This is a genomic window from Litorivita pollutaquae, from assembly GCF_003205515.1.
GTDB lineage: Bacteria > Pseudomonadota > Alphaproteobacteria > Rhodobacterales > Rhodobacteraceae > Litorivita > Litorivita pollutaquae.
On record NZ_KZ826486.1, the window covers coordinates 55,557 to 76,662 of the forward strand.

The 21,106-nt window shown below is 57.6% G+C and carries 14 protein-coding genes and 1 tRNA gene; 1 reads left to right on the forward strand and 14 read right to left on the reverse strand.

From position 1 onward, the window contains the following. Positions 1-332 precede the first annotated feature (332 nt). The 14 genes from rpoC to DI396_RS11475 form a co-directional block, all read right to left on the reverse strand. Positions 333-4,577, reverse strand: a complete 4,245-nt coding sequence (gene rpoC / locus DI396_RS11410) for a DNA-directed RNA polymerase subunit beta' (RefSeq protein ID WP_110796353.1) — start codon at positions 4,575-4,577, stop codon at positions 333-335. 55 nt (positions 4,578-4,632) lie between these two features. Next, the gene (gene rpoB / locus DI396_RS11415) at positions 4,633-8,769 is read right to left on the reverse strand and encodes a DNA-directed RNA polymerase subunit beta (RefSeq protein ID WP_110796354.1); all 4,137 of its coding nucleotides are present in this window, start codon (positions 8,767-8,769) and stop codon (positions 4,633-4,635) included. Between the two features lie 251 nt (positions 8,770-9,020). Further along, positions 9,021-9,398, reverse strand: a complete 378-nt coding sequence (gene rplL, locus DI396_RS11420) for a 50S ribosomal protein L7/L12 (RefSeq protein ID WP_110796355.1) — start codon at positions 9,396-9,398, stop codon at positions 9,021-9,023. 72 nt (positions 9,399-9,470) lie between these two features. After that, positions 9,471-9,986 carry a 50S ribosomal protein L10 gene (gene rplJ / locus DI396_RS11425; RefSeq protein ID WP_110796356.1) on the reverse strand — a complete coding sequence of 172 codons (516 nt, stop codon included), beginning with the start codon at positions 9,984-9,986 and terminating at the stop codon, positions 9,471-9,473. A gap of 249 nt (positions 9,987-10,235) precedes the next feature. Next, complete coding sequence (gene rplA / locus DI396_RS11430; protein ID WP_110796357.1) at positions 10,236-10,931, reverse strand: 50S ribosomal protein L1; 696 nt, start codon at positions 10,929-10,931, stop codon at positions 10,236-10,238. Beyond that, the gene (rplK, locus tag DI396_RS11435; protein WP_110796358.1) at positions 10,931-11,356 is read right to left on the reverse strand and encodes a 50S ribosomal protein L11; all 426 of its coding nucleotides are present in this window, start codon (positions 11,354-11,356) and stop codon (positions 10,931-10,933) included. The genes rplA and rplK overlap by 1 nt, the downstream gene beginning before the upstream one ends. 104 nt (positions 11,357-11,460) lie before the next feature. After that, positions 11,461-11,994 (reverse strand): transcription termination/antitermination protein NusG, encoded by a 534-nt coding sequence (gene nusG, locus DI396_RS11440; protein ID WP_110796461.1) that lies wholly within the window; start codon positions 11,992-11,994, stop codon positions 11,461-11,463. A gap of 342 nt (positions 11,995-12,336) precedes the next feature. Continuing rightward, entirely contained in the window at positions 12,337-12,534 is a 198-nt protein-coding gene (gene secE / locus DI396_RS11445; protein WP_110796359.1) for a preprotein translocase subunit SecE, read from the reverse strand. Positions 12,535-12,640: 106 nt separating this feature from the next. Next, positions 12,641-12,716 (reverse strand) — tRNA-Trp (locus tag DI396_RS11450). Between the two features lie 116 nt (positions 12,717-12,832). Beyond that, positions 12,833-13,510, reverse strand: a complete 678-nt coding sequence (locus DI396_RS11455) for a CatB-related O-acetyltransferase (protein ID WP_110796360.1) — start codon at positions 13,508-13,510, stop codon at positions 12,833-12,835. Positions 13,511-13,616: 106 nt separating this feature from the next. After that, positions 13,617-14,585, reverse strand: a complete 969-nt coding sequence (locus DI396_RS11460) for a zinc transporter ZntB (RefSeq protein ID WP_110796361.1) — start codon at positions 14,583-14,585, stop codon at positions 13,617-13,619. 418 nt (positions 14,586-15,003) lie between these two features. Then, positions 15,004-16,179 (reverse strand): elongation factor Tu, encoded by a 1,176-nt coding sequence (gene tuf, locus DI396_RS11465; protein WP_110796348.1) that lies wholly within the window; start codon positions 16,177-16,179, stop codon positions 15,004-15,006. A gap of 274 nt (positions 16,180-16,453) precedes the next feature. Continuing rightward, complete coding sequence (locus tag DI396_RS16625) at positions 16,454-17,332, reverse strand: hypothetical protein (RefSeq protein ID WP_204362844.1); 879 nt, start codon at positions 17,330-17,332, stop codon at positions 16,454-16,456. Between the two features lie 496 nt (positions 17,333-17,828). Next, positions 17,829-20,141 (reverse strand): DNA topoisomerase IV subunit A, encoded by a 2,313-nt coding sequence (locus tag DI396_RS11475; RefSeq protein ID WP_110796362.1) that lies wholly within the window; start codon positions 20,139-20,141, stop codon positions 17,829-17,831. Positions 20,142-20,477: 336 nt separating this feature from the next. Here DI396_RS11475 and DI396_RS11480 point away from each other — a divergent pair, with 336 nt between their 5' ends. Continuing rightward, positions 20,478-21,029, forward strand: a complete 552-nt coding sequence (locus DI396_RS11480) for an SH3 domain-containing protein (RefSeq protein ID WP_110796363.1) — start codon at positions 20,478-20,480, stop codon at positions 21,027-21,029. Positions 21,030-21,106: the final 77 nt, after the last annotated feature.

Genomic DNA, 21,106 nt, shown 5'->3' on the forward strand with positions numbered 1-21,106 from the left:
TCCATAAATATCCACTGCGACGCAGTATACCGCGCACGCGCCCCTGCGGCCCTACGTCATCAAAGCCCCACAAGATCCAGTGCCGCTCCCAACGCGCCGCCAACCGCACCCTTGCCCTTGGCACCTCTCCGCAAGTGCCGCCGCAGGTCGGCACCGGATCGCCGCGCGCGTCACCCAATCCTCTTGATCCGCGCCGCCACCTTGCGGAACGGGCCCGCGCCAAGCGTCTTCGAACATCGCCTGATGTTCTTGGGGAGTGAAGGGCCTGCCAAAAGCAAAAGGCCCCGCCAAAGCGGAGCCTTTTCAATCTTGTCATGCCGTGAGGCGCGGGATCAATCGCGGCTCTCGGGGGTGTCGACCAATGTGTCGAAATCATCCCCGCCAACCACATCATCAGCCATCGTTGGTGCGGCCAAAGCTGCAGCCGCTTCGGCCTCCTCGCGGCGGGCCTCCAACACAACATTATCGCGATTTGCTGCGATGTTACGCACGCGCTGTGTCGCGCCGCCGGTGCCCGCAGGGATCAAGCGGCCCACGATGACGTTCTCTTTGAGGCCAACCAATTTGTCGCGTTTCCCTTGGACAGAGGCCTCGGTGAGAACACGTGTGGTCTCTTGGAAGGACGCCGCCGAGATGAACGAACGGGTCTGAAGCGATGCTTTGGTAATCCCCAAAAGGATCGGCTCGCCCGTTGCCGGACGCCCGCCTTTGGAAATGGCCTTGGCGTTGGCTTCGTCGAACTCCGCCTTATCGACGTTTTCACCCTTGAGCAAAGTCGTCTCGCCGCTGTCCTGGATTTCCCATTTCTGCAACATCTGGCGCACGATCACTTCGATATGCTTATCGTTGATCTTCACACCTTGCAGACGGTAAACGTCCTGAACTTCGTCGATCATATACTCGGCCAAGGCCTCGACGCCCATGATGGAAAGGATGTCATGCGGCGCAGGGTTGCCGTCCATGATGTAGTCACCCTTCTGGACGAAATCGCCTTCTTGCACGGGGATGTGTTTGCCCTTGGGCACCATGTATTCCACGGTTTCCAAGGCCTCATCCGCTGGCTCGATCGAGATCCGGCGCTTGTTCTTATAGTCGCGGCCAAAGCGCACGTAACCATCGATTTCGGCGATGATCGCGTGGTCTTTCGGACGCCGCGCTTCAAAGAGTTCGGCCACACGTGGCAGACCACCGGTAATGTCCTTGGTCTTGGCGCCCTCACGCGGAATACGCGCAACAACGTCACCCATTTTGATCTCTTGACCTTCTTCAATCGAGAGAATGGCATCGACAGACATCGGATATGTGACAGGGTTGCCCGCGTCATTGCGCACAGGTTCGCCATCCGCATCCATGATGATGATCTCGGGCTTGAGCTCGTTGCCTTTGGGGGCCGCGCGCCAATCGATAACGATCTTCTGGCTCATACCGGTCGCGTCATCGGTCTCGTCGCGCAGGGCAATACCCACGGTCAGATCGACAAACTTCGCCGTACCGGCTTTCTCTGCGATGATCGGCAAAGTGTAGGGATCCCATTCATACAGCTTGTCGCCACGCGCGATGGTGTCGCCCTCTTTGACAAACAGTTTGGTGCCATAGCCGAGCTTGTGGCTCGCGCGCTCTTCGCCCGCATCGCCCATGATCCGCAATTTCATGTTCCGGCCCATAACGAGGATCTCGCCATTGGCATTTTCCAGAACCTGCGGGTTTTCGAACTCGATCTTGCCTTCTTGACCGGCTTCTTGGAACGACTGTTGGCCACCTTGTGCAACGCCGCCAATGTGGAATGTCCGCATCGTCAGCTGTGTGCCCGGCTCACCAATCGATTGCGCCGCGATGATGCCCACGGCTTCGCCGGTGTTCACCATTGTGCCGCGTGCAAGGTCACGACCATAGCAGGTCGCACACACACCGTCGTCCGCTTCGCACGTCAGAGGGCTACGGATTTTGCAGGTCAGAACAGCAGCCTCTTCGATGGTGTCGGCCATGCGTTCGTCGATCAATGTGCCACGTGTGCACAGCACCTCATCGGTGCCCGGCTTGCAGATATCCTCTGCCGCAACGCGGCCCAGAATACGTTCGCCAATGGTCGCCACAACCTCGCCGTCATTGACAGCAGGTTCCGCAGTCACGCAGCGTTCGGTTCCGCAATCACGCTCGCGCACGATGCAATCCTGCGCCACGTCCACAAGACGACGCGTCAGATAACCGGAGTTCGCCGTTTTCAAAGCCGTATCCGACAAACCTTTACGGGCACCGTGGGTCGAGTTGAAATACTCGAGAACCGTCAGGCCTTCTTTAAAGTTCGAAATGATCGGCGTTTCGATGATGTCGCCGTTCGGCTTGGCCATCAGACCACGCATCCCGCCCAGCTGTTTCATCTGGGTGACCGAGCCACGCGCACCGGAGTGGGCCATCATGTAAACCGAGTTCGGCTCCATTTCGGCGCCATCCTCGTCATGTTTGACCGACGAAATCGTGCTCATCATCGCTTCGGTGACTTTGTCGTTACACTTCGACCACGCATCGACAACTTTGTTATACTTCTCACCCTGAGTGATCAGGCCGTCCATATATTGTTGTTCGAAATCTTTCACTTGGTCGCGGGTCTCGTCAACGATTGGCCATTTGTTATCAGGCACAACCATATCGTCCTTGCCGAATGAAATACCGGCCTTGAAGGCTTCGCGGAACCCCATGGTCATGATGTGGTCACAGAAGATGACAGACTCTTTTTGTCCGCAATACCGGTAGACCGTATCAATGATCTGCTGCACTTCTTTCTTACGCAGCAGACGGTTGACCAATTCGAAGGGCGCTTTGGCGTTGAGCGGCAAAAGCGCGCCAAGACGCACACGGCCCGGCGTGGTTTCATACCGCACCATGACCTCGTTGCCTTCTTCGTCGATCTGCGGAATCCGCGAGATGATCTTCGAATGCAGGTGAACCGCGCCGGTATCGAGCGCATATTGCACTTCGTCAATCGAGGAGAAGACCATGCCTTCGCCCTTCATGCCTTCGCGCATGATCGTGGTGTAATAGAGACCCAAGATCATATCCTGCGACGGAACAATGATCGGCGCGCCGTTTGCAGGCGACAGAACGTTGTTCGTGGACATCATCAAGACGCGCGCTTCAAGCTGTGCTTCGAGCGACAGCGGCACGTGAACCGCCATTTGGTCACCATCAAAGTCAGCGTTAAAGGCCGAGCAAACCAGCGGGTGAAGCTGGATCGCTTTCCCTTCGATCAACACGGGTTCGAACGCTTGGATCCCCAGACGGTGAAGCGTCGGCGCACGGTTGAGCATGACCGGGTGTTCGCGGATCACCTCATCAAGGATATCCCACACTTCGGGACGCTCTTTTTCCACCAACTTCTTGGCTTGCTTCACGGTGCTGCTGAGGCCCTTGGCCTCCAGACGTGAATAGATGAACGGCTTGAACAGTTCGAGCGCCATCTTCTTGGGCAAACCACATTGATGCAGCTTCAATTCCGGACCCGTCACAATGACCGAACGACCGGAGAAATCGACGCGTTTACCCAAAAGGTTTTGGCGGAAGCGGCCCTGCTTACCCTTGAGCATATCCGACAGCGATTTAAGCGGGCGTTTGTTGGCGCCGGTGATGACGCGGCCACGGCGACCATTGTCGAACAAGGCATCGACAGATTCTTGCAACATCCGCTTTTCGTTACGCACGATGATATCGGGCGCACGCAATTCGATCAGACGCTTCAAACGGTTGTTCCGGTTGATCACGCGGCGATACAGATCATTGAGATCCGAGGTCGCAAAACGGCCACCATCGAGCGGCACCAGAGGACGCAATTCCGGCGGGATCACCGGGATCACGGTCAGAACCATCCACTCGGGGCGGTTGCCGGATTCAAGGAAGCTTTCGACAACCTTCAAACGCTTGATGATCTTCTTCGGCTTCAACTCGCCTGTCGCCTCTTTAAGATCGGCGCGCAGGGTTTCTGCTTCTTGCTCAAGATCAATCGCCGCCAGCATTTCGCGGATCGCTTCGGCGCCGATGTTGGCGGTGAAAGCATCCATGCCAAAGGCATCTTGGGCGTCCATATATTCTTCTTCGGTCATCATCTGACCGTATTGCAGGTCCGTCAGACCCGGTTCGATCACAACGTAGTTTTCGAAGTAGAGCACGCGTTCCAGATCGCGCAGCGTCATGTCGAGCATGAGGCCGATCCGCGACGGCAGCGATTTCAGGAACCAGATATGTGCAACGGGCGAGGCCAATTCGATATGGCCCATACGCTCGCGGCGCACCTTCTGGAGTGTGACTTCGACACCGCATTTCTCGCAGACGACGCCGCGATATTTCATGCGTTTATATTTGCCGCACAGGCATTCGTAATCCTTGATCGGGCCAAAGATACGCGCGCAGAACAGACCGTCCCGCTCGGGCTTGAATGTCCGGTAGTTGATGGTCTCGGGCTTTTTGATCTCGCCATAGGACCACGAAAGGATCCGCTCTGGCGAGGCCAAAGAGACTTTGATCTCATCGAATGTTTTAACCGGTGCAACGGGGTTGAACGGGTTGTTTGTCAGTTCCTGGTTCATTTTGATGTCCTCAAATTGGTTGCGGAAGGGGGGAAGGGAATAAAAGCCGAAGCCCTTATTCGTCCTCCTCCGCATCCAGGAGTTCCATGTTCAGGCCAAGGCCGCGGACTTCTTTGACGAGCACGTTAAAGCTCTCGGGCACGCCCGCTTCAAAGTTGTCTTCGCCTTTAACGATGCTTTCATAGACCTTGGTCCGGCCCGCCACGTCATCCGACTTGACGGTGAGCATCTCCTGAAGCGTATAGGCCGCGCCATAAGCTTCGAGCGCCCAGACTTCCATTTCCCCGAAACGCTGACCACCGAACTGCGCTTTACCACCCAGCGGCTGCTGTGTGACGAGGCTGTATGGACCGGTCGAACGCGCGTGGATTTTGTCGTCCACCAAGTGGTGCAGTTTGAGCAGGTATTTCATACCCACGGTGACCTTACGGGCAAATTGCTCGCCTGTGCGGCCGTCAAACAGAACCGATTGACCCGAGGTGTCGAAACCGGCACGCGTCAGCGCATCGTTCACGTCTGCCTCTTTGGCACCATCGAAGACCGGTGTTGCGACCGGAACACCGCGGGTTACATTGCCCGCCGCTTCGATCAATTGATCGTCTTCCATGCCTTCGATGCCTTCGGCATAGACGTCATCGCCATAAGCGATGCGCATTGCCTCTTTCACCGGCGTCAGGTCGCCAGACCGGCGGTAGCCTTGCAAGGCCTCGTCGATCTTCAAACCAAGGCCGCGCGCGGCCCAACCGGTGTGCGTCTCAAGGATCTGACCGACGTTCATACGCGACGGAACACCGAGCGGGTTCAAGCAGAAGTCAACCGGTGTGCCATCGGCAAGGAACGGCATGTCTTCCATCGGAACAACGCGGGAAATCACACCTTTGTTGCCGTGACGACCGGCCATTTTGTCACCCGGTTGCAGCTTACGCTTCACCGCGATGAACACTTTGACCATTTTCATCACACCCGGGGGCAGATCATCGCCGCGGCGTACCTTCTCGACCTTATCCTCAAAGCGCGCATCAAGAGCCCGTTTCTGGATCTCGTATTGCTCGTTCAGAGCCTCGACGATCTGTGCGTCTTTCTCGTCTTCAAGCGCCAGCTGCCACCATTGACCACGGCTCAGCATACCGAGCAGGTCTTCGGTGATTTCCGAATTCGGCTTGACGCCTTTCGGACCTTTGACGGCGATTTTGCCCATCATCAGGTCTTTCAAGCGCGCATAGATGTTGCGGTCCAGAATGGCCAACTCATCGTCGCGGTCACGCGCCAGACGCTCGACTTCTTCACGCTCGATTTGCAGGGCACGTTCGTCTTTTTCCACACCGTGGCGGTTAAAGACGCGCACTTCCACAACCGTGCCGAAATCACCCGGTTTCACACGCAGCGATGTATCGCGCACGTCCGAAGCTTTCTCGCCGAAGATGGCACGCAGAAGCTTTTCTTCCGGTGTCATCGGGCTTTCGCCCTTCGGTGTGATTTTACCAACCAGAATATCGCCCGGCTCAACGTCCGCACCGATATACACGATACCCGCTTCGTCGAGGTTGCGCAGAGCTTCCTCGCCGACGTTGGGAATGTCGCGGGTGATCTCTTCCGGCCCGAGTTTGGTATCACGCGCGGCGACTTCGAATTCCTCGATATGGATCGAAGTGAACACGTCGTCGCGGGCAATCCGCTCGGAGATCAGAATGGAGTCTTCGTAGTTGTAGCCGTTCCAGGGCATAAACGCGACGACCACGTTTTTACCCAAAGCCAATTCACCGATATCGGTCGACGGACCATCGGCAATCACTTCGCCTTTGGTGACCGTGTCGCCAACTTTGACCAACGGACGTTGGTTGATACATGTGTTCTGGTTCGAACGCTGGAACTTGCGCATACGGTAGATGTCCACACCCGCGTCGCCCAATTCGAGATCATGCGTGGCACGAATAACGATACGCTGCGCATCGACTTGGTCAATGATACCCGCGCGTTTCGCCATGATCGCAGCGCCGGAATCCCGCGCGACAATCTCTTCGATACCGGTGCCGACCAATGGCGCCTCGGCGCGCAAAAGCGGAACCGCCTGACGCATCATGTTCGAGCCCATCAAGGCACGGTTGGCGTCATCGTTTTCAAGGAACGGGATCAGCGAGGCCGCGACCGAAACCAACTGTTTCGGGCTAACGTCAATGAGATCCACGCTTTCGTTCGGCGCGAGCATATATTCGCCCGATTGACGGGTGGACACCAGATCGTTGATGAACTTGCCGCTCTCGTCGAGGTTGGCGTTCGCCTGCGCAACGGTATGACGCTGCTCTTCGGTGGCGGACATATAGTGAACTTCATCCGTCACCTGACCATCTTTGACGGTGCGATAGGGTGTTTCGATAAAGCCGTATTTGTTCACCCGCGCAAAGGTCGCAAGCGAGTTGATCAGACCAATATTCGGCCCTTCAGGCGTTTCAATCGGGCACATCCGACCATAGTGAGTGGCGTGAACGTCACGCACCTCAAAACCGGCACGTTCGCGCGTCAAACCACCCGGCCCAAGCGCCGAGAGGCGGCGTTTGTGCGTCACTTCCGACAAGGGGTTGGTTTGGTCCATGAATTGCGACAGCTGCGAAGAGCCGAAGAATTCCCGCACGGCAGCGGCGGCAGGTTTCGCATTGATCAGGTCTTGCGGCATGACGGTGTCGATCTCGACCGACGACATGCGTTCTTTGATCGCGCGCTCCATCCGCAAAAGGCCAACGCGGTACTGGTTTTCCATCAGTTCGCCAACCGAACGAACACGGCGGTTGCCAAGGTGGTCGATATCGTCGATATCGCCTTTGCCGTCGCGCAATTCAACCAGAGCCTTGATGCAGGCGACAATGTCTTCGCGGCGCAATGTGCGCTGTGTGTCTTCGGCATCGAGAGCAAGGCGCATGTTCATTTTCACCCGGCCAACCGCCGAGAGATCGTAGCGTTCGCTATCGAAGAACAACGTGTCGAACAGGTTCGAGGCCGCTTCAACGGTGGGCGGCTCGCCCGGGCGCATCACGCGGTAGATATCCATAAGCGCGGTGTCGCGGCCCATGTTTTTATCCATCGCCATGGTGTTACGCATATAGGCGCCGACATTGATGTTATCGATATCCAGAACCGGAATTTCGGTCACACCCGCATCAACCAGCTCCTTCACGGTGCCGCCGATCAATTCGCCGTCCTTGTCATATTCCAGCGTCAGCTCGTCGCCCGCTTCGACATAGATCGCGCCGTTTTCTTCGTTGATGATGTCCTTGGCGACAAATTTCCCAACGATATGTTCAAACGGAACCAACAGGTCTGTCACATTGCCTTCGTCGATCAATTTCTTGACCGCGCGCGGGGTGATTTTCTTGCTGGCTTCGGCGATGACTTCACCGGTGGCCGCATCTACAAGATCATAGGTCGGACGGGTGCCGCGCACGCGATCAGGGAAGAATTTGGTGACCCAACCCTTGCCTTTTTCGAGCGTGAAATCGACGGTGTCATAATAGGCGTCCATGATCGCTTCTTGATCGAGACCCAGCGCATAAAGCAGCGTGGTCACCGGCAATTTGCGACGACGGTCAATACGGCAGAAGACGATGTCTTTGGCGTCGAATTCGAAATCGAGCCACGAACCGCGATAGGGAATGATGCGGCAGGCGAAGAGCAGCTTACCCGAGCTGTGGGTCTTGCCTTTGTCGTGATCGAAGAACACGCCGGGCGAGCGGTGCATTTGCGACACGATCACGCGTTCGGTGCCGTTCACGACAAATGTGCCGTTCGGCGTCATCAAAGGCATATCGCCCATGAATACATCTTGTTCTTTGATGTCTTTGACCGATTTGTTACCGGTGTCTTCATCCACATCAAACACGATGAGGCGAAGCGTGACCTTCAGCGGGGCGGCATAGGTCATGTCGCGCTGCATGCACTCTTCGACGTCATATTTCGGTTTTTCGAGCTCGTATTTCACGAATTCGAGGATCGAGGTCTCGTTGAAATCCTTGATCGGAAACACCGATTGGAACACGCCCATGATACCTTCACCATCGGTGGGTTGGGGCGCGTCGCCGGATTTCAAAAAGAGATCATAGGAGCTTTTCTGCACCTCGATCAGGTTGGGCATTTCCAGCACTTCGCGGATTTTGCCATAGTATTTACGCAAACGTTTCTGGCCAAGGAAGGATTGAGCCATGGTCGATGTCACCTTTCAGTTTCTCATCAGACGAAAATACCGTTGGGCACCGGTATCTCGCCCTTTCGAGACGGTAGGATTCTGATCAATTCATGGCCATCGTCCCAAGGATGGCCTCCCGATCGGTGAACCTCACCTAAGAAAACGCTTCGCGGCATTGCCGGTAAAGCCCTTGCTAAGACAGGTTTGGCTGGGCCCGAAATCGATCGGGCCCAGCCTGTATATGGTGGCCCGGGTTGCCCCGGACGCGATTACTTGAGCTCGACTTCGGCGCCAGCTGCTTCGAGCTTGGCTTTGATGTCGTCTGCTTCGGCTTTGTCGACGCCTTCTTTGACGGCTTTGCCACCAGCTTCGACAAGCTCTTTTGCTTCTTTGAGGCCCAGACCGGTGATGGCACGGACTTCTTTGATGACGTTGATTTTCGACGCGCCGGCTGCAACCAGGATCACGTTGAATTCGGTCTGCTCTTCAGCAGCCGCACCGGCACCATCAGCAGGGCCAGCCATCATCACGGCGCCGCCAGCTGCGGGCTCGATGCCATACTCGTCTTTGAGGATGGTTTTCAGTTCTTGTGCTTCGAGAAGCGTCAGACCAACGATCTCTTCAGCAAGTTTTTTCAGATCAGCCATTTTAGACTCTTTCCGTTTTTCTAAAGTGTGTTCCAACGTGAGGCTTATGCCACCACGCGAATTTCAGGTTGCTTAGGCCGCAGCCTTGTCCTCGATAGTGGACAAAATGCCCGCGATGTTCGAAGCAGGCGCGCCAATGGCCCCCGCGATGTTCGAAGCAGGTGCGCCGATGCAGCCAGCGATCGAAGCAATAAGCTCCTCGCGCGACGGCATGGACGACACGGCTTTAACACCGGCACGGTCCAGAGCGTTCTCACCCATTGCACCACCGAGGATCACGAATTTATCGTTTTCCTTGGCGAAGTCCTCGGCGACCTTGGCGGCTGCCACGGGATCCTCGGAATAGGTCAGAACGGTCATGCCCGAAAGGAACTCTGCAACCGAAGCGCAGGGCTTACCCTCTAGGGCGATTTTGGCGAGCTTGTTCTTGGCAACGCGTACGGACCCACCGGCATCGCTTGCGCGCGCCCGAAGATCCTGCATATCAGCAACCGTGAGACCCGCGTAGTGGGCAACCACTACAACGCCAGAGCTTTCAAAGATCTGGCCGAGTTCCTCGACCACTTTCTCTTTCTGGGCTCTATCCACAGTTTTACTCCAAATTTGGGGGTCTCCCCCCGGCTCAGTTACGTCAGGTTTCCCCGACAGTCGGGTCCAATTTCAGGGTCCCGAGGCCAATATCGCCCGAAGGTCTAAGCCCTTCGGAAATTGTCTCGTTCCCCATCTCAGGAAGGAATTATGCGCCGCAGATCCGCCGCACCCTCCGTCTCGGACAGGACGAAGCCTTGCGGCTCCGCCATTCCCACGGCGCCCATAACAGACGCCGTGGAGAATTCTTTAGTCGGTGACTTTCGCCACGTCGATGGTCACGCCGGGACCCATGGTCGAGCTCAACGAGATCGACTTCATGTACGCGCCTTTGGCGCCTGTTGGCTTAGCCTTGGCCACGGCATCGATGAACGCTTGCACGTTCTCAACCAATTTGGCTTCGTCAAACGAGACTTTGCCAACACCCGCGTGCACAACCCCGGCCTTTTCGGCCTTGAATTGAACTTCGCCGCCTTTGGCCGCTTTCACGGCGTCTGCGACGTCCATGGTCACGGTGCCAACCTTGGGGTTCGGCATCAAGTTGCGCGGACCGAGCACTTTACCCAGACGGCCGACAATCGGCATCATGTCAGGGGTCGCAATGCAACGATCAAACTCGATCTTGCCGCCTTGGACGACTTCCATCAGATCCTCGGCACCGACGATATCCGCGCCAGCCGCTTGGGCTTCGTCGGCTTTCGCGCCACGGGCAAATACAGCCACGCGCACGGTTTTACCGGTGCCATTGGGCAAACCGACAACACCGCGAACCATTTGGTCCGCGTGACGCGGGTCAACACCGAGGTTCATCGCGATTTCGACGGTTTCGTCGAATTTGGCAGATGCCGAACCTTTGACCAAAGCAACCGCGTCCTGAACAGACAGGGCTTCTTTGCCAGTGAAAGCTTCGCGCGCCGCGCTAAAACGTTTTCCAACCTTAGCCATTACTTCACCTCAATGCCCATAGAACGGGCCGAGCCCATGATGATCAGCATCGCCGCTTCAACGTCATTGGCGTTCAGATCTTTCATCTTGGCTTCGGCGATTTCTTTCACCTGAGCCGATGTGACGGTTGCGACGGTTTCTTTACCGGGCAATTTCGCGCCGGATTTGACCTTGGCCGCTTTTTTCAGGAAATAGGACGCAGGCGGCGTCTTGATGTCCATCGTGAACGACTTGTCTTGGTAGTAGGAAATCACGGTCGGGCACGGTGCGCCCGGCTCCATCTCCTGCGTCTTGGCGTTGAACGCCTTGCAGAATTCCATGATATTGATGCCGCGCTGACCGAGCGCCGGACCCACGGGGGGGGACGGGTTCGCTTGACCTGCGGGCACTTGCAGCTTCATCGTGCCGACGAGTTTCTTGGCCATGTGGCCTCTCCTTCATTCCAACGCATCAGGGGCGCGCCCCCTCCGCTCTCAGTTGTGTGGTTCGACTGCCGCATCGCGATGCGGCAACCTCCCACGGCGACACATCAGATCTGTTTGGTGACCTGTGTGAATTCCAATTCGACCGGCGTTTCGCGGCCAAAGATCGACACCATCACCTTGAGGCGATTGTTGTCTTCATCAACTTCTTCAACCATGCCGTCGAAATCTTCGAACGGGCCATCATTGACCTTAACTTTTTCACCGATCTCGAAATTGATCAACGTGCGCGGGCTGTCCTCGCCTTCCTGAACACGGTTCAGGATCGCATTGACCTCGGCATCGCGCATCGGCATCGGGCGGCCTTGCGGGCCCAAAAACCCGGTGACGCGATTGATCGAGTTGATCAAGTGATAGCCACGGTCCGACATCTCCATGTGAACCAGAACATACCCGGGCATGAAGCGGCGCTCGGAGGTCACCTTTTTGCCACGGCGCACTTCGATCACCTCTTCGGTGGGCACCAGAACTTCGTCGATCTCGTCTTCGAGACCGTTCTCAAGCGCGGAAGTTTTGATCTGCTCTGCGATCTTTTTCTCGAAGTTCGAGAGAACGCTCACAGAATACCAACGTTTCGCCATCTTGACCCAAGTCCCATCTTTGCGCCCGGCCGTGGCCAATGCGGCCAACGGATCGGGGGAATTCTCTATATTTTGCAAACACTTCATCGTTTGCACCTGAAACAAAAAAATCGGCGCGAGGCCCGAATCGCCACACGCCATTTTCTGATCAGACTTGCGATTTACATCCCGCGCCCCAAGAATTCAAGGCCTTCAGGGTGATTTCCCCGTCGAAATTTCGCGCGCGGGCCGCTGCCGTCACAAGTTCGGTTAAAAATCCGTCACCGGTGCGCACGCGGGTTCACAAACACAAAGCGCGCCCCGAAAGGAACGCGCCCGTCGGCCTTAAGCGACCTGCGATACTTATCCGAAGAACGACAGCAATCCGCTCAACCCCGAACGGATCAGGATATCGACGACGGCAAAAAACACCGCAGTCAAAGCTGCCATCACAAACACCATACCGGTGGTAAGCAAAACTTCGCGGCGCGTCGGCCATACCACTTTCGCGGTCTCGGCGCGGACCTGATTGATAAACTGAAGCGGGTTCGTGCGTGCCATGTGAGCGATCTCTTTTTCGTTGCTTGGCCCGACATACGGGGGCGGGGCAACAATTTCAAGGCTGGATTAGGGCGCTGCGGTAATGCATATGCCGCGCATGTGGTCTTGGCAGGGGCACCAGGGTTCGAACCCGGGACCTACGGTTTTGGAGACCGTCGCTCTACCAGCTGAGCTATACCCCTAAGACCGAGGGCGGGATTACGCCATGCGCGTCACAAGATCAAGCGTTTTTGCGCGGATTTCACGCATTCACGTGACGGAGCGAAACCACGGCGCGCCGCGCCCCCAGATTTGCCCACTATCCCTCCCCGTCGCCGCGATATCGCACCACCGCAGCGCGCAAGGCGGACGCATCGGCCGAGGCCAAAACCGGCATCAAGGCGCCGATCTGGTCAAGGCGCAAATCCCACCATGCCAATCGTTCGAGCAAGGCAGTCACTTCGGCGTCAAATCGCATGCGCACCGTGCCCGCCGGATTGCCCGCAACCACCGCATAGGACGGCACATCGCGCGCCACCACGGCCCTCGCGCCGACGATCGCACCGTTGCCAACGGCCACTCTGGGCAGAATCACAGCCCCATCCCCGATCCAAACATCATGACCGATAGACGTGTCCCGACCCACCGAGAATGCTTCGGAAAAATACGGCATCTGACTGTTGTCAAAGACCGCAAAGGGAAAGGTCGTGAACCAACGTTTGGGATGATCCGCCGAGGATGTGACAAACCGTGCGCCATTGGCGATCTGGCAAAACTTGCCAATGCGAAGGCGCTCCGGCGCGCCCGCAAATAAATACGGCGCAATGCGGGCAGCGTAATCCGTCACCGCCTCAAAATCATTGTAATAGCTGAAATCACCCACTTCAATATTCGGGTGATCGATAACAGATTTAAGCCAGACGGTGTTGGAATGCACCTGCCCGTCGGGCAGCGTGATCGGATGGCGTGCCCGCGCATCCATAGAAAGGTCAGCCATGCTAAACTCCTGTGATTGAGAAAAATCATTCGGGGTTCAGTCAGCTGTTCATCGCGCCCTCCATCGGCAATGTCTTCACGATGCCACATCCGCCGGAAAAATCAAGTCACACCCAGCGCCACCGTAGCAACAGCAGCAATTGCAACGCGACAATCGTGCCCATACCACCGCAAAGCCACCAAAAAGCGCGGGGGCTTTCGACCCCCGGCATGCCGCCGACATTGACGCCAAAAAGCCCGGTCAAAAACCCCAGCGGCAAAAACACCGCCGAAATCACCGAGATCAGATACATATTGCGATTAAGCCGCTCTGACAGTTGCCCGGCCAATTCCTCGCGCAACACCGTCAACCTCTCGCGCATCGCGTCGAGATCCTCGACCAGACGCGTCAAACGGTCATGGGTTTCTTGTAGCCGCCGCCTGTCTTCCGGTAAAAACAACGGCCCGTCCGTCAACACCAACGCCTCCAACGCATCGCGCTGCGGCGCCACATAGCGGCGAAAGGTAATGGTGCGCAGCCGATGATCCACCAATCGCCGCCGCAGCGCCGCCTCCGGTGTGCCGGCGACCTCCTCCTCAAGATCGTCGGACATATCGTCCAGTTCGCGCCCGAATCCGTCAATCCGCACCGCCAGCCTTTCGGCCAAGAGCGCCAAAAATGCGCCGGCGTCAAAACTCTCGCCGGCCTTGATCCGCGCGGCGATGTCCTCGACCGCCCGCACGCGCCGCCGCGCGACGCTGACAACACGTTGAGCATCGACCCAAATCCGGACCGAGACCATATCTTCGGCCTCCGCACCGTCGTTGAGATTGACCCCGCGCAGGATCACCAAAACGCCGTCTCCGATCCGCGTCGCCCGCGGACGGGTTTCTTCGGCCAAAAGCGCGGAAATTGCATGCGGATCGAGATAGAACAGGTTGGCCTCGATCCAGCTGCGCGCCTGCGCATGGGTGCCGTCCAGATGCACCCAAGCCAAAGCGTCGTCGCGCAGCAATGTAATGGCCGCCGCTTCGGACAATGCATCGCGGGGGCCGGCGGCCTGCAGCGCATAGGCATATTTGATTAAATCGCTCATCCGCAAAACGGTAGGGTGCGCCGCCGATCTCGGCAAGGGAAAGAACCATCGTGGCGAAAATCACGTTGGTGCCGCGCCTCTTGGCTCATGTCCCTCACACCCCCGCCCATAAACCATGGGGGAAGTCGCCGCCGTGCTCAAACTGCAAGGGTCACGCAAATGTAGCGGAGGCCCCCATGGCGGCTCCCCCTGCCCGCTCTCACCGCGCAGCCCCCATAGACAGCGGGACGGCAGCGCAGCCCATAGTCGGCCGTTGCAAGTCAGGCGGATCTCGCGCCCCGACCACAGCGCAGAACAACGCAAAAGGGCCGCCCGAAGGCAGCCCTTGATATAGTTTTCAACCGTCGTTCGGTGGCGCGTCAGATACTCGCTCACGCGAGGATCTGCGACACACGTGGTTGGCGCGTCAGATCCGTGCTTACGCGAGGATCTTCGACACGACGCCGGCACCAACGGTACGGCCGCCTTCGCGGATCGCGAAGCGCAGACCGTCTTCCATGGCGATCGGTGCGATCAGTTCGACTTCGAACTTCAAGTTGTCACCAGGCATCACCATCTCGGTGCCCTCGGGCAAGATCACCGTACCGGTCACGTCAGTGGTCCGGAAGTAGAACTGCGGACGGTAGTTCGCGAAGAACGGCGTGTGACGGCCACCCTCGTCTTTGGTGAGGATATACGCCTCGGCTTCGAACTTCGTGTGCGGGTTCACAGAGCCCGGCTTACACAGAACCTGACCACGCTCAACGCCTTCACGGTCGATACCGCGCAGCAACGCACCGATGTTGTCGCCCGCTTCACCACGGTCCAAAAGCTTGCGGAACATTTCAACGCCCGTGCAAGTGGTTTTCTTGGTGTCGCGGATACCAACGATTTCGATCTCGTCACCGACGTTGATCACACCGCGTTCCACACGGCCGGTCACAACCGTACCACGACCGGAGATCGAGAACACGTCCTCAACCGGCATCAGGAAGGGTTGATCCACCGCACGTGCAGGCGTCGGGATGTATTCGTCAACAGCCGCCATCAATTCGCGGATCTTGTTTTCGCCGATTTCAGGGTTGTTGCCTTCCATCGCCGCCAAAGCCGAACCTGCAATGATCGGAATGTCATCGCCAGGGTAGTCGTAGGACGACAGCAATTCGCGGATTTCCATTTCAACCAGCTCGAGCAGCTCGTCGTCATCCACTTGGTCAACTTTGTTCATGAAGACGACCATTTTCGGGATGCCAACCTGGCGACCCAAAAGGATGTGCTCACGGGTCTGGGGCATCGGGCCATCAGCCGCGTTCACAACCAGGATTGCGCCATCCATCTGCGCCGCACCGGTGATCATGTTTTTCACATAGTCCGCGTGGCCGGGGCAATCGACGTGCGCATAGTGACGCGCTTCGGTTTCATATTCGACGTGGGCGGTCGAAATGGTGATGCCGCGCGCTTTTTCTTCGGGCGCGCCGTCAATCTGGTCATACGCTTTGAAGTCACCAAAATATTTGGTGATCGCTGCGGTCAGCGTGGTTTTACCGTGGTCAACGTGGCCGATTGTGCCGATGTTAACGTGCGGTTTATTACGCTCAAACTTTTCCTTAGCCATATCGAGGCGCCTCGTAAGTTGGGGGGCAAAGGCCCATAGATGATATTTCGGGCCAGTGCCCTGCGGGTTACGCGGGCCATTTATTGGCTTTGGTAAGGAAAATCAAGCGGCAGTTGCCTTTCACCGCAATTACGGTGCGCACGCGCACCGCCAAAGCCGCAGGCACGCCCGCGCGCCGCCACCTGGGGCACCGGGCCATCGGCCATCGGCTTCGCGAGGTGCGGCAAAATATATTGGATTTATACTGAACGCGTCGCTGTGGCGCGCCGACTGATCACTCCGGAGCAGCCGTAGACGCGGCGGCTTTAGCCTCACGGGCCGCTTTGCGCGCGGCGCGGCGTTCGGCCCACGTGAGCGGTGCCACCGGCTCTTTTTCAATCACAGCGGCCATTGGCACAACATCCGTCGCCTGCGCCTCTGTTGTTGGTGCCGCAGCGGACACCGCTTCCGCCCCGCCCCGGGAGGCAGTGTCTTCCTGCGGCGGCGGCGTGTTTGCGACCGGATCGTTTTCATCCGCTGCTGCCTGATCCGATGCTGCCTGTGCTGCACTCCCGCGCGCGATCACCGGATCGGCCTTTTCAGCCGCGAGGCGTTCGGCCTTTTGCGCGGGGGTTTCGGCAAACCAGCCCTGCTCGCGGTGTTGCCGCTCCAACCAGATCTCGATCATCTTGGCCGCATTGCGGCTCAAATTGGCCAATTGTTGCTCTTTGGATTGCGTCAGGCCAGAACCCAGGAACGGCGTGCCGCCGTTTTCAAAAACCGTCAATTGTTTGGGTTCATCGTTGAGCTTTTTGCCGGCCGCATCATCCCACGCAGTGACGTTAATGATCAGGACCGATTTCGGCGAAAACACCAAAGGCACGCCGGGAGCCGCCAATACATAGCCGTCCAAACTCACGCCGATATGATAAAGCTTGGACCCTGAATAGCGCCCGAGCCGCGCGTTGATTTCGGCCTCGACGGATTTGATCCATGTGGCATCATCCACCTCGCGCGACAGCGGTCCTTTGACCAGATGCGGCGCCACAACAACATTGTGGCCAAGAGCAAAATTGCCCAGTTGCTCACGGCTGGTATGAAGGTCACTAGCGTCGGTACATGCCCCAAGGGCAAACAGCAAAGCCGCGCAAACGGCATAAAATAATCGGGACATGAGCTTCTCTTTTTTGGGCCTTCCCATAGCTATCGCAGCCCGCCCCTCTACGCAATGGAACAGATGTCTATTGTGTTTCCCGACGTCCAAGAGGCGGGGCGGCCCGGCTCAAAAAGGCGCCCCCGCATGTGCCGGTCCCGACCGACACCGCAATATGCAGATCGGCAGCGCCCGGAGCTTTCGGCCATCTTGATGCCCGCAATGGTGCGCGCTGTGTCCAGAAGGGGGCATCCGCGCCATAGCAATTAATGGCCTCGGGCAACACAACGGGCCCGCGCCGCGACTGCGGATATTCCCTATCCTATGCCCGCCCATGCCCACAGGTTCTCATCGGAGACACTCTGTGGCTCTGCCCCGGCGTTAGGCTTTTTCGCGTCCAGGACGCCGCGCAGGGCGTGATCTACACGTGGCAGGTCCACTTGACCGCGCAACAAAACGGGCGGCCCCAAAGCCGCCCGATTGTTGCATCCACATGCCCCGCATCACGCGGCACACATCACGAGGTGAATTTATTGTCCCGCGGGAAGCCGCGCGGGGCCATCCGGCCCGCCGTGGCCCGTTTTCCGGTCCATTCGGTCAATTCGGTTTCAGTGCGGGTGCGTCCCGCCGGGTCGAGCCAGCTCAGCCCCGCATCCATCATAAAGGTTGTCGCATCCGACATGCCGCCGTCTTTATATTTTTGCAAACGCACGCCCTTGCCGCGACCCATTTCAGGCAGCTCGGAAATCGGGAAGACCAGAACCTTGCGGTTCTCACCAACCACGGCGACATGATCCCCTTTTACCTCATGGCACACCTGCGCCCGCACGTCCCCGCGCACATTGAGAACCTGCTTGCCAGTCCGCGTCTGTGCCAAAAGCTCGGAAGACGGCACAACGAATCCATCGCCTGCCGAGGAGGCTACCAACATTTTCACCCCCTCGCGGTAGATGAACAGATCGACAATCTCGGCCTCATTCGGCAAATCAACGATCAACCGCACCGGTTCGCCCATCCCGCGCCCGCCAGGGAGCAAAGAAGCGCCAACCGTATAAAACCGCCCGTTGCTGGCGAAAATCAAAATCCGGTCGGTGGTCTCGGCATGGAAAATGAACCGGCCCTCGTCGCCATCCTTGAATTTCAATTCGCGGGTCAGATCAATATGTCCCGACATGGCGCGAATCCAACCCATTTTCGAGCAAACAACCGTCACAGGCTCGCGGTCGATCATCGCCTCCAAGGGCACCTCTTCAACCACCCCCGCTTCGGCAAATTGCGTACGGCGTGCGCCGCCGGCATAATCCTTGCCGAACTTCTTCTTGGTATCTTTCAACTGTGCGGCAATCGCATCCCATTGCAACTCGGGATGCTCCATCAAGTCTTCAAGCTCGGCCCGCTCGGCCATCAGGGCATCACGCTCAGCCACCAATTCGATCTCTTCAAGGCGGCGCAAACTGCGCAGGCGCATATTGAGAATCGCTTCGACCTGCACTTCGGTTAATTCGCCATCACCGGTCGCGGGCAACGGCGAGACATAATCTTTTTCGGTCATCGCCCGCGCATGATCCTTGCCCCATTCTTCGGCCATCAAGGCGGCCTTGGGGTCGTCATCATACCGGATAATATCAATCACCCGGTCGAGGTTCAAAAAGGCAATGATGAAACCTTCAAGCACTTCCAAACGGTGATCAATTTTCTCAAGCCGATGCTCGGAGCGACGTTGCAACACTTCGCGGCGGTGATCCAAAAACGCCCGAAGCACCTCTTTCATCGAACACACCTTGGGCGTTAGCCCGTCGATCAGCACGTTCATATTCATCGAGAACCGCACCTCCAGATCGGAGTTGCGATACATCATATTCATCAAAACCTCGGGCTCGACATTCTTGCTTTTCGGTTCAAGGATCAAACGGATGTCATCGGCGCTCTCGTCGCGCACATCGGCAAGGATCGGCACTTTTTTGGTTTGGATCACCTCGGCGATCTTCTCGATCAACTTGGACTTCTGCACCTGATAGGGGATCTCGGTGACGACAATTTGCCATTGCCCGCGGCCAAGATCTTCGACCTCCCACTTGCACCGCAAACGGAAGCTGCCGCGCCCGGTGGCATAGGCGTTGGCGATATTCTCGCGCGGCTCGACAATGACGCCGCCGGTCGGGAAATCGGGCCCGGGGACGAAATTCAAAAGCGTCTCGTCGCGGGCCTCTGGCACTTTGACCAAATGCAGACACGCATCGCAAAGCTCGGCAATATTATGCGGTGGGATATTCGTCGCCATACCCACGGCAATGCCGCTTGATCCGTTGGCCAAAAGGTTCGGGAAACTCGCGGGCAGCACAACAGGTTCGCGCAGGGTGCCGTCATAATTCTCGCGAAAATCGACGGCGTTTTCGTTGAGCCCTTCAAGCAACGCCTCGGCAACCGCCGTCATCCGTGCTTCGGTATAGCGGCTCGCAGCGGGGTTATCGCCGTCAATATTGCCGAAATTCCCCTGCCCGTCGACAAGCGGATACCGCACATTGAAATCCTGCGCCAAACGCGCCATCGCATCATAAATCGCCGCGTCGCCATGCGGGTGATAATTGCCCATCACATCACCGGAGATCTTCGCCGATTTGCGGAACCCGCCATTCGACGCCAACCGCAATTCACGCATCGCAAACAGGATGCGACGGTGCACCGGTTTAAGTCCATCGCGGGCATCGGGCAGAGCGCGGTGCATAATCGTGCTCAGCGCATAGGTCAGATACCGGTCGCCAATCGCGCGGCGCAGGCTTTCCACACCGGTGGCTGGATTCATCTTGGGATCATCAATCATATCACTCATACATGTTGTGTAATCGCGCCGGTGTTGCGGGTCCAGAGGGGTTTTGCGCCGCATCCCTCCCCATGCCGCTTGTGCAACACTGCCCGCCTGAGACGCGCCCTGCCCCACGTCCAGGCCCGACTGACGATTTCAACACAATATTCCCCTTTGCGCGTCAGGAAATTCATCTATTAGGTTGAGAAATACGTTGGGCACTTTCTGTTTTAGGGTGCCGCGGGCGTGACGAATCTGATAGAAAAACAATCACGTTTTGCACGCCACCTGCCAGTGGCACAAAACATTGGCGCCGGGGCAAAGATTGGCGCTCAAGTAACAAGTAAACTGGGGGATGCGTGTATGTTGCGCTTTATTATTATGACCTTCGCCTTTCTGGGCTGGGCCTTTTACGAATTGAGTGGTGGGGCCGATTATGAACCGCGTCACCGCGCCGTTGCCGATGCGCGCGCCGGTGTGAGCACGCAGGCGCAGCGCGATACTGCCATCACCCGCGCCGCCAGTGATCTGACCGCCCTGCCGGATGCCAAAATCACCCTCGCCGCCGCCACGATAGAAACGGCTCCCGCCTCCGGCACCACGAGCATGGCGTCGCTCCGCGCGCCTCACGCCACACCTGCCGTATCCACTGCGGCGCCCGACGCCGCCCTTGTCACCACCGTCAGCTTTACCGAACCTGCTGCAACTGCGCCGCTTGATCTGCGGCAGATCGCCGGCAACCGTGTCAACCTGCGCCAAGGTCCTGGCACCGAATTCAACAAGATCGGACAATTGTCACGCGGCACCCCGGTCAAGGTCTTGCAAGATCCGGGCAACGGCTGGGTCAAGCTGCAAGTCATCGACACCCGGCGCATCGGATGGATGGCCGACTATCTGGTCACCGCCTCCAACTGAGCCCACCCGCATCAGGTATGGAGTCGGACAGGCATTCTTGCTGCGCTGCCCAAAGCCCCCCGTCTTGCGCCCTGGGG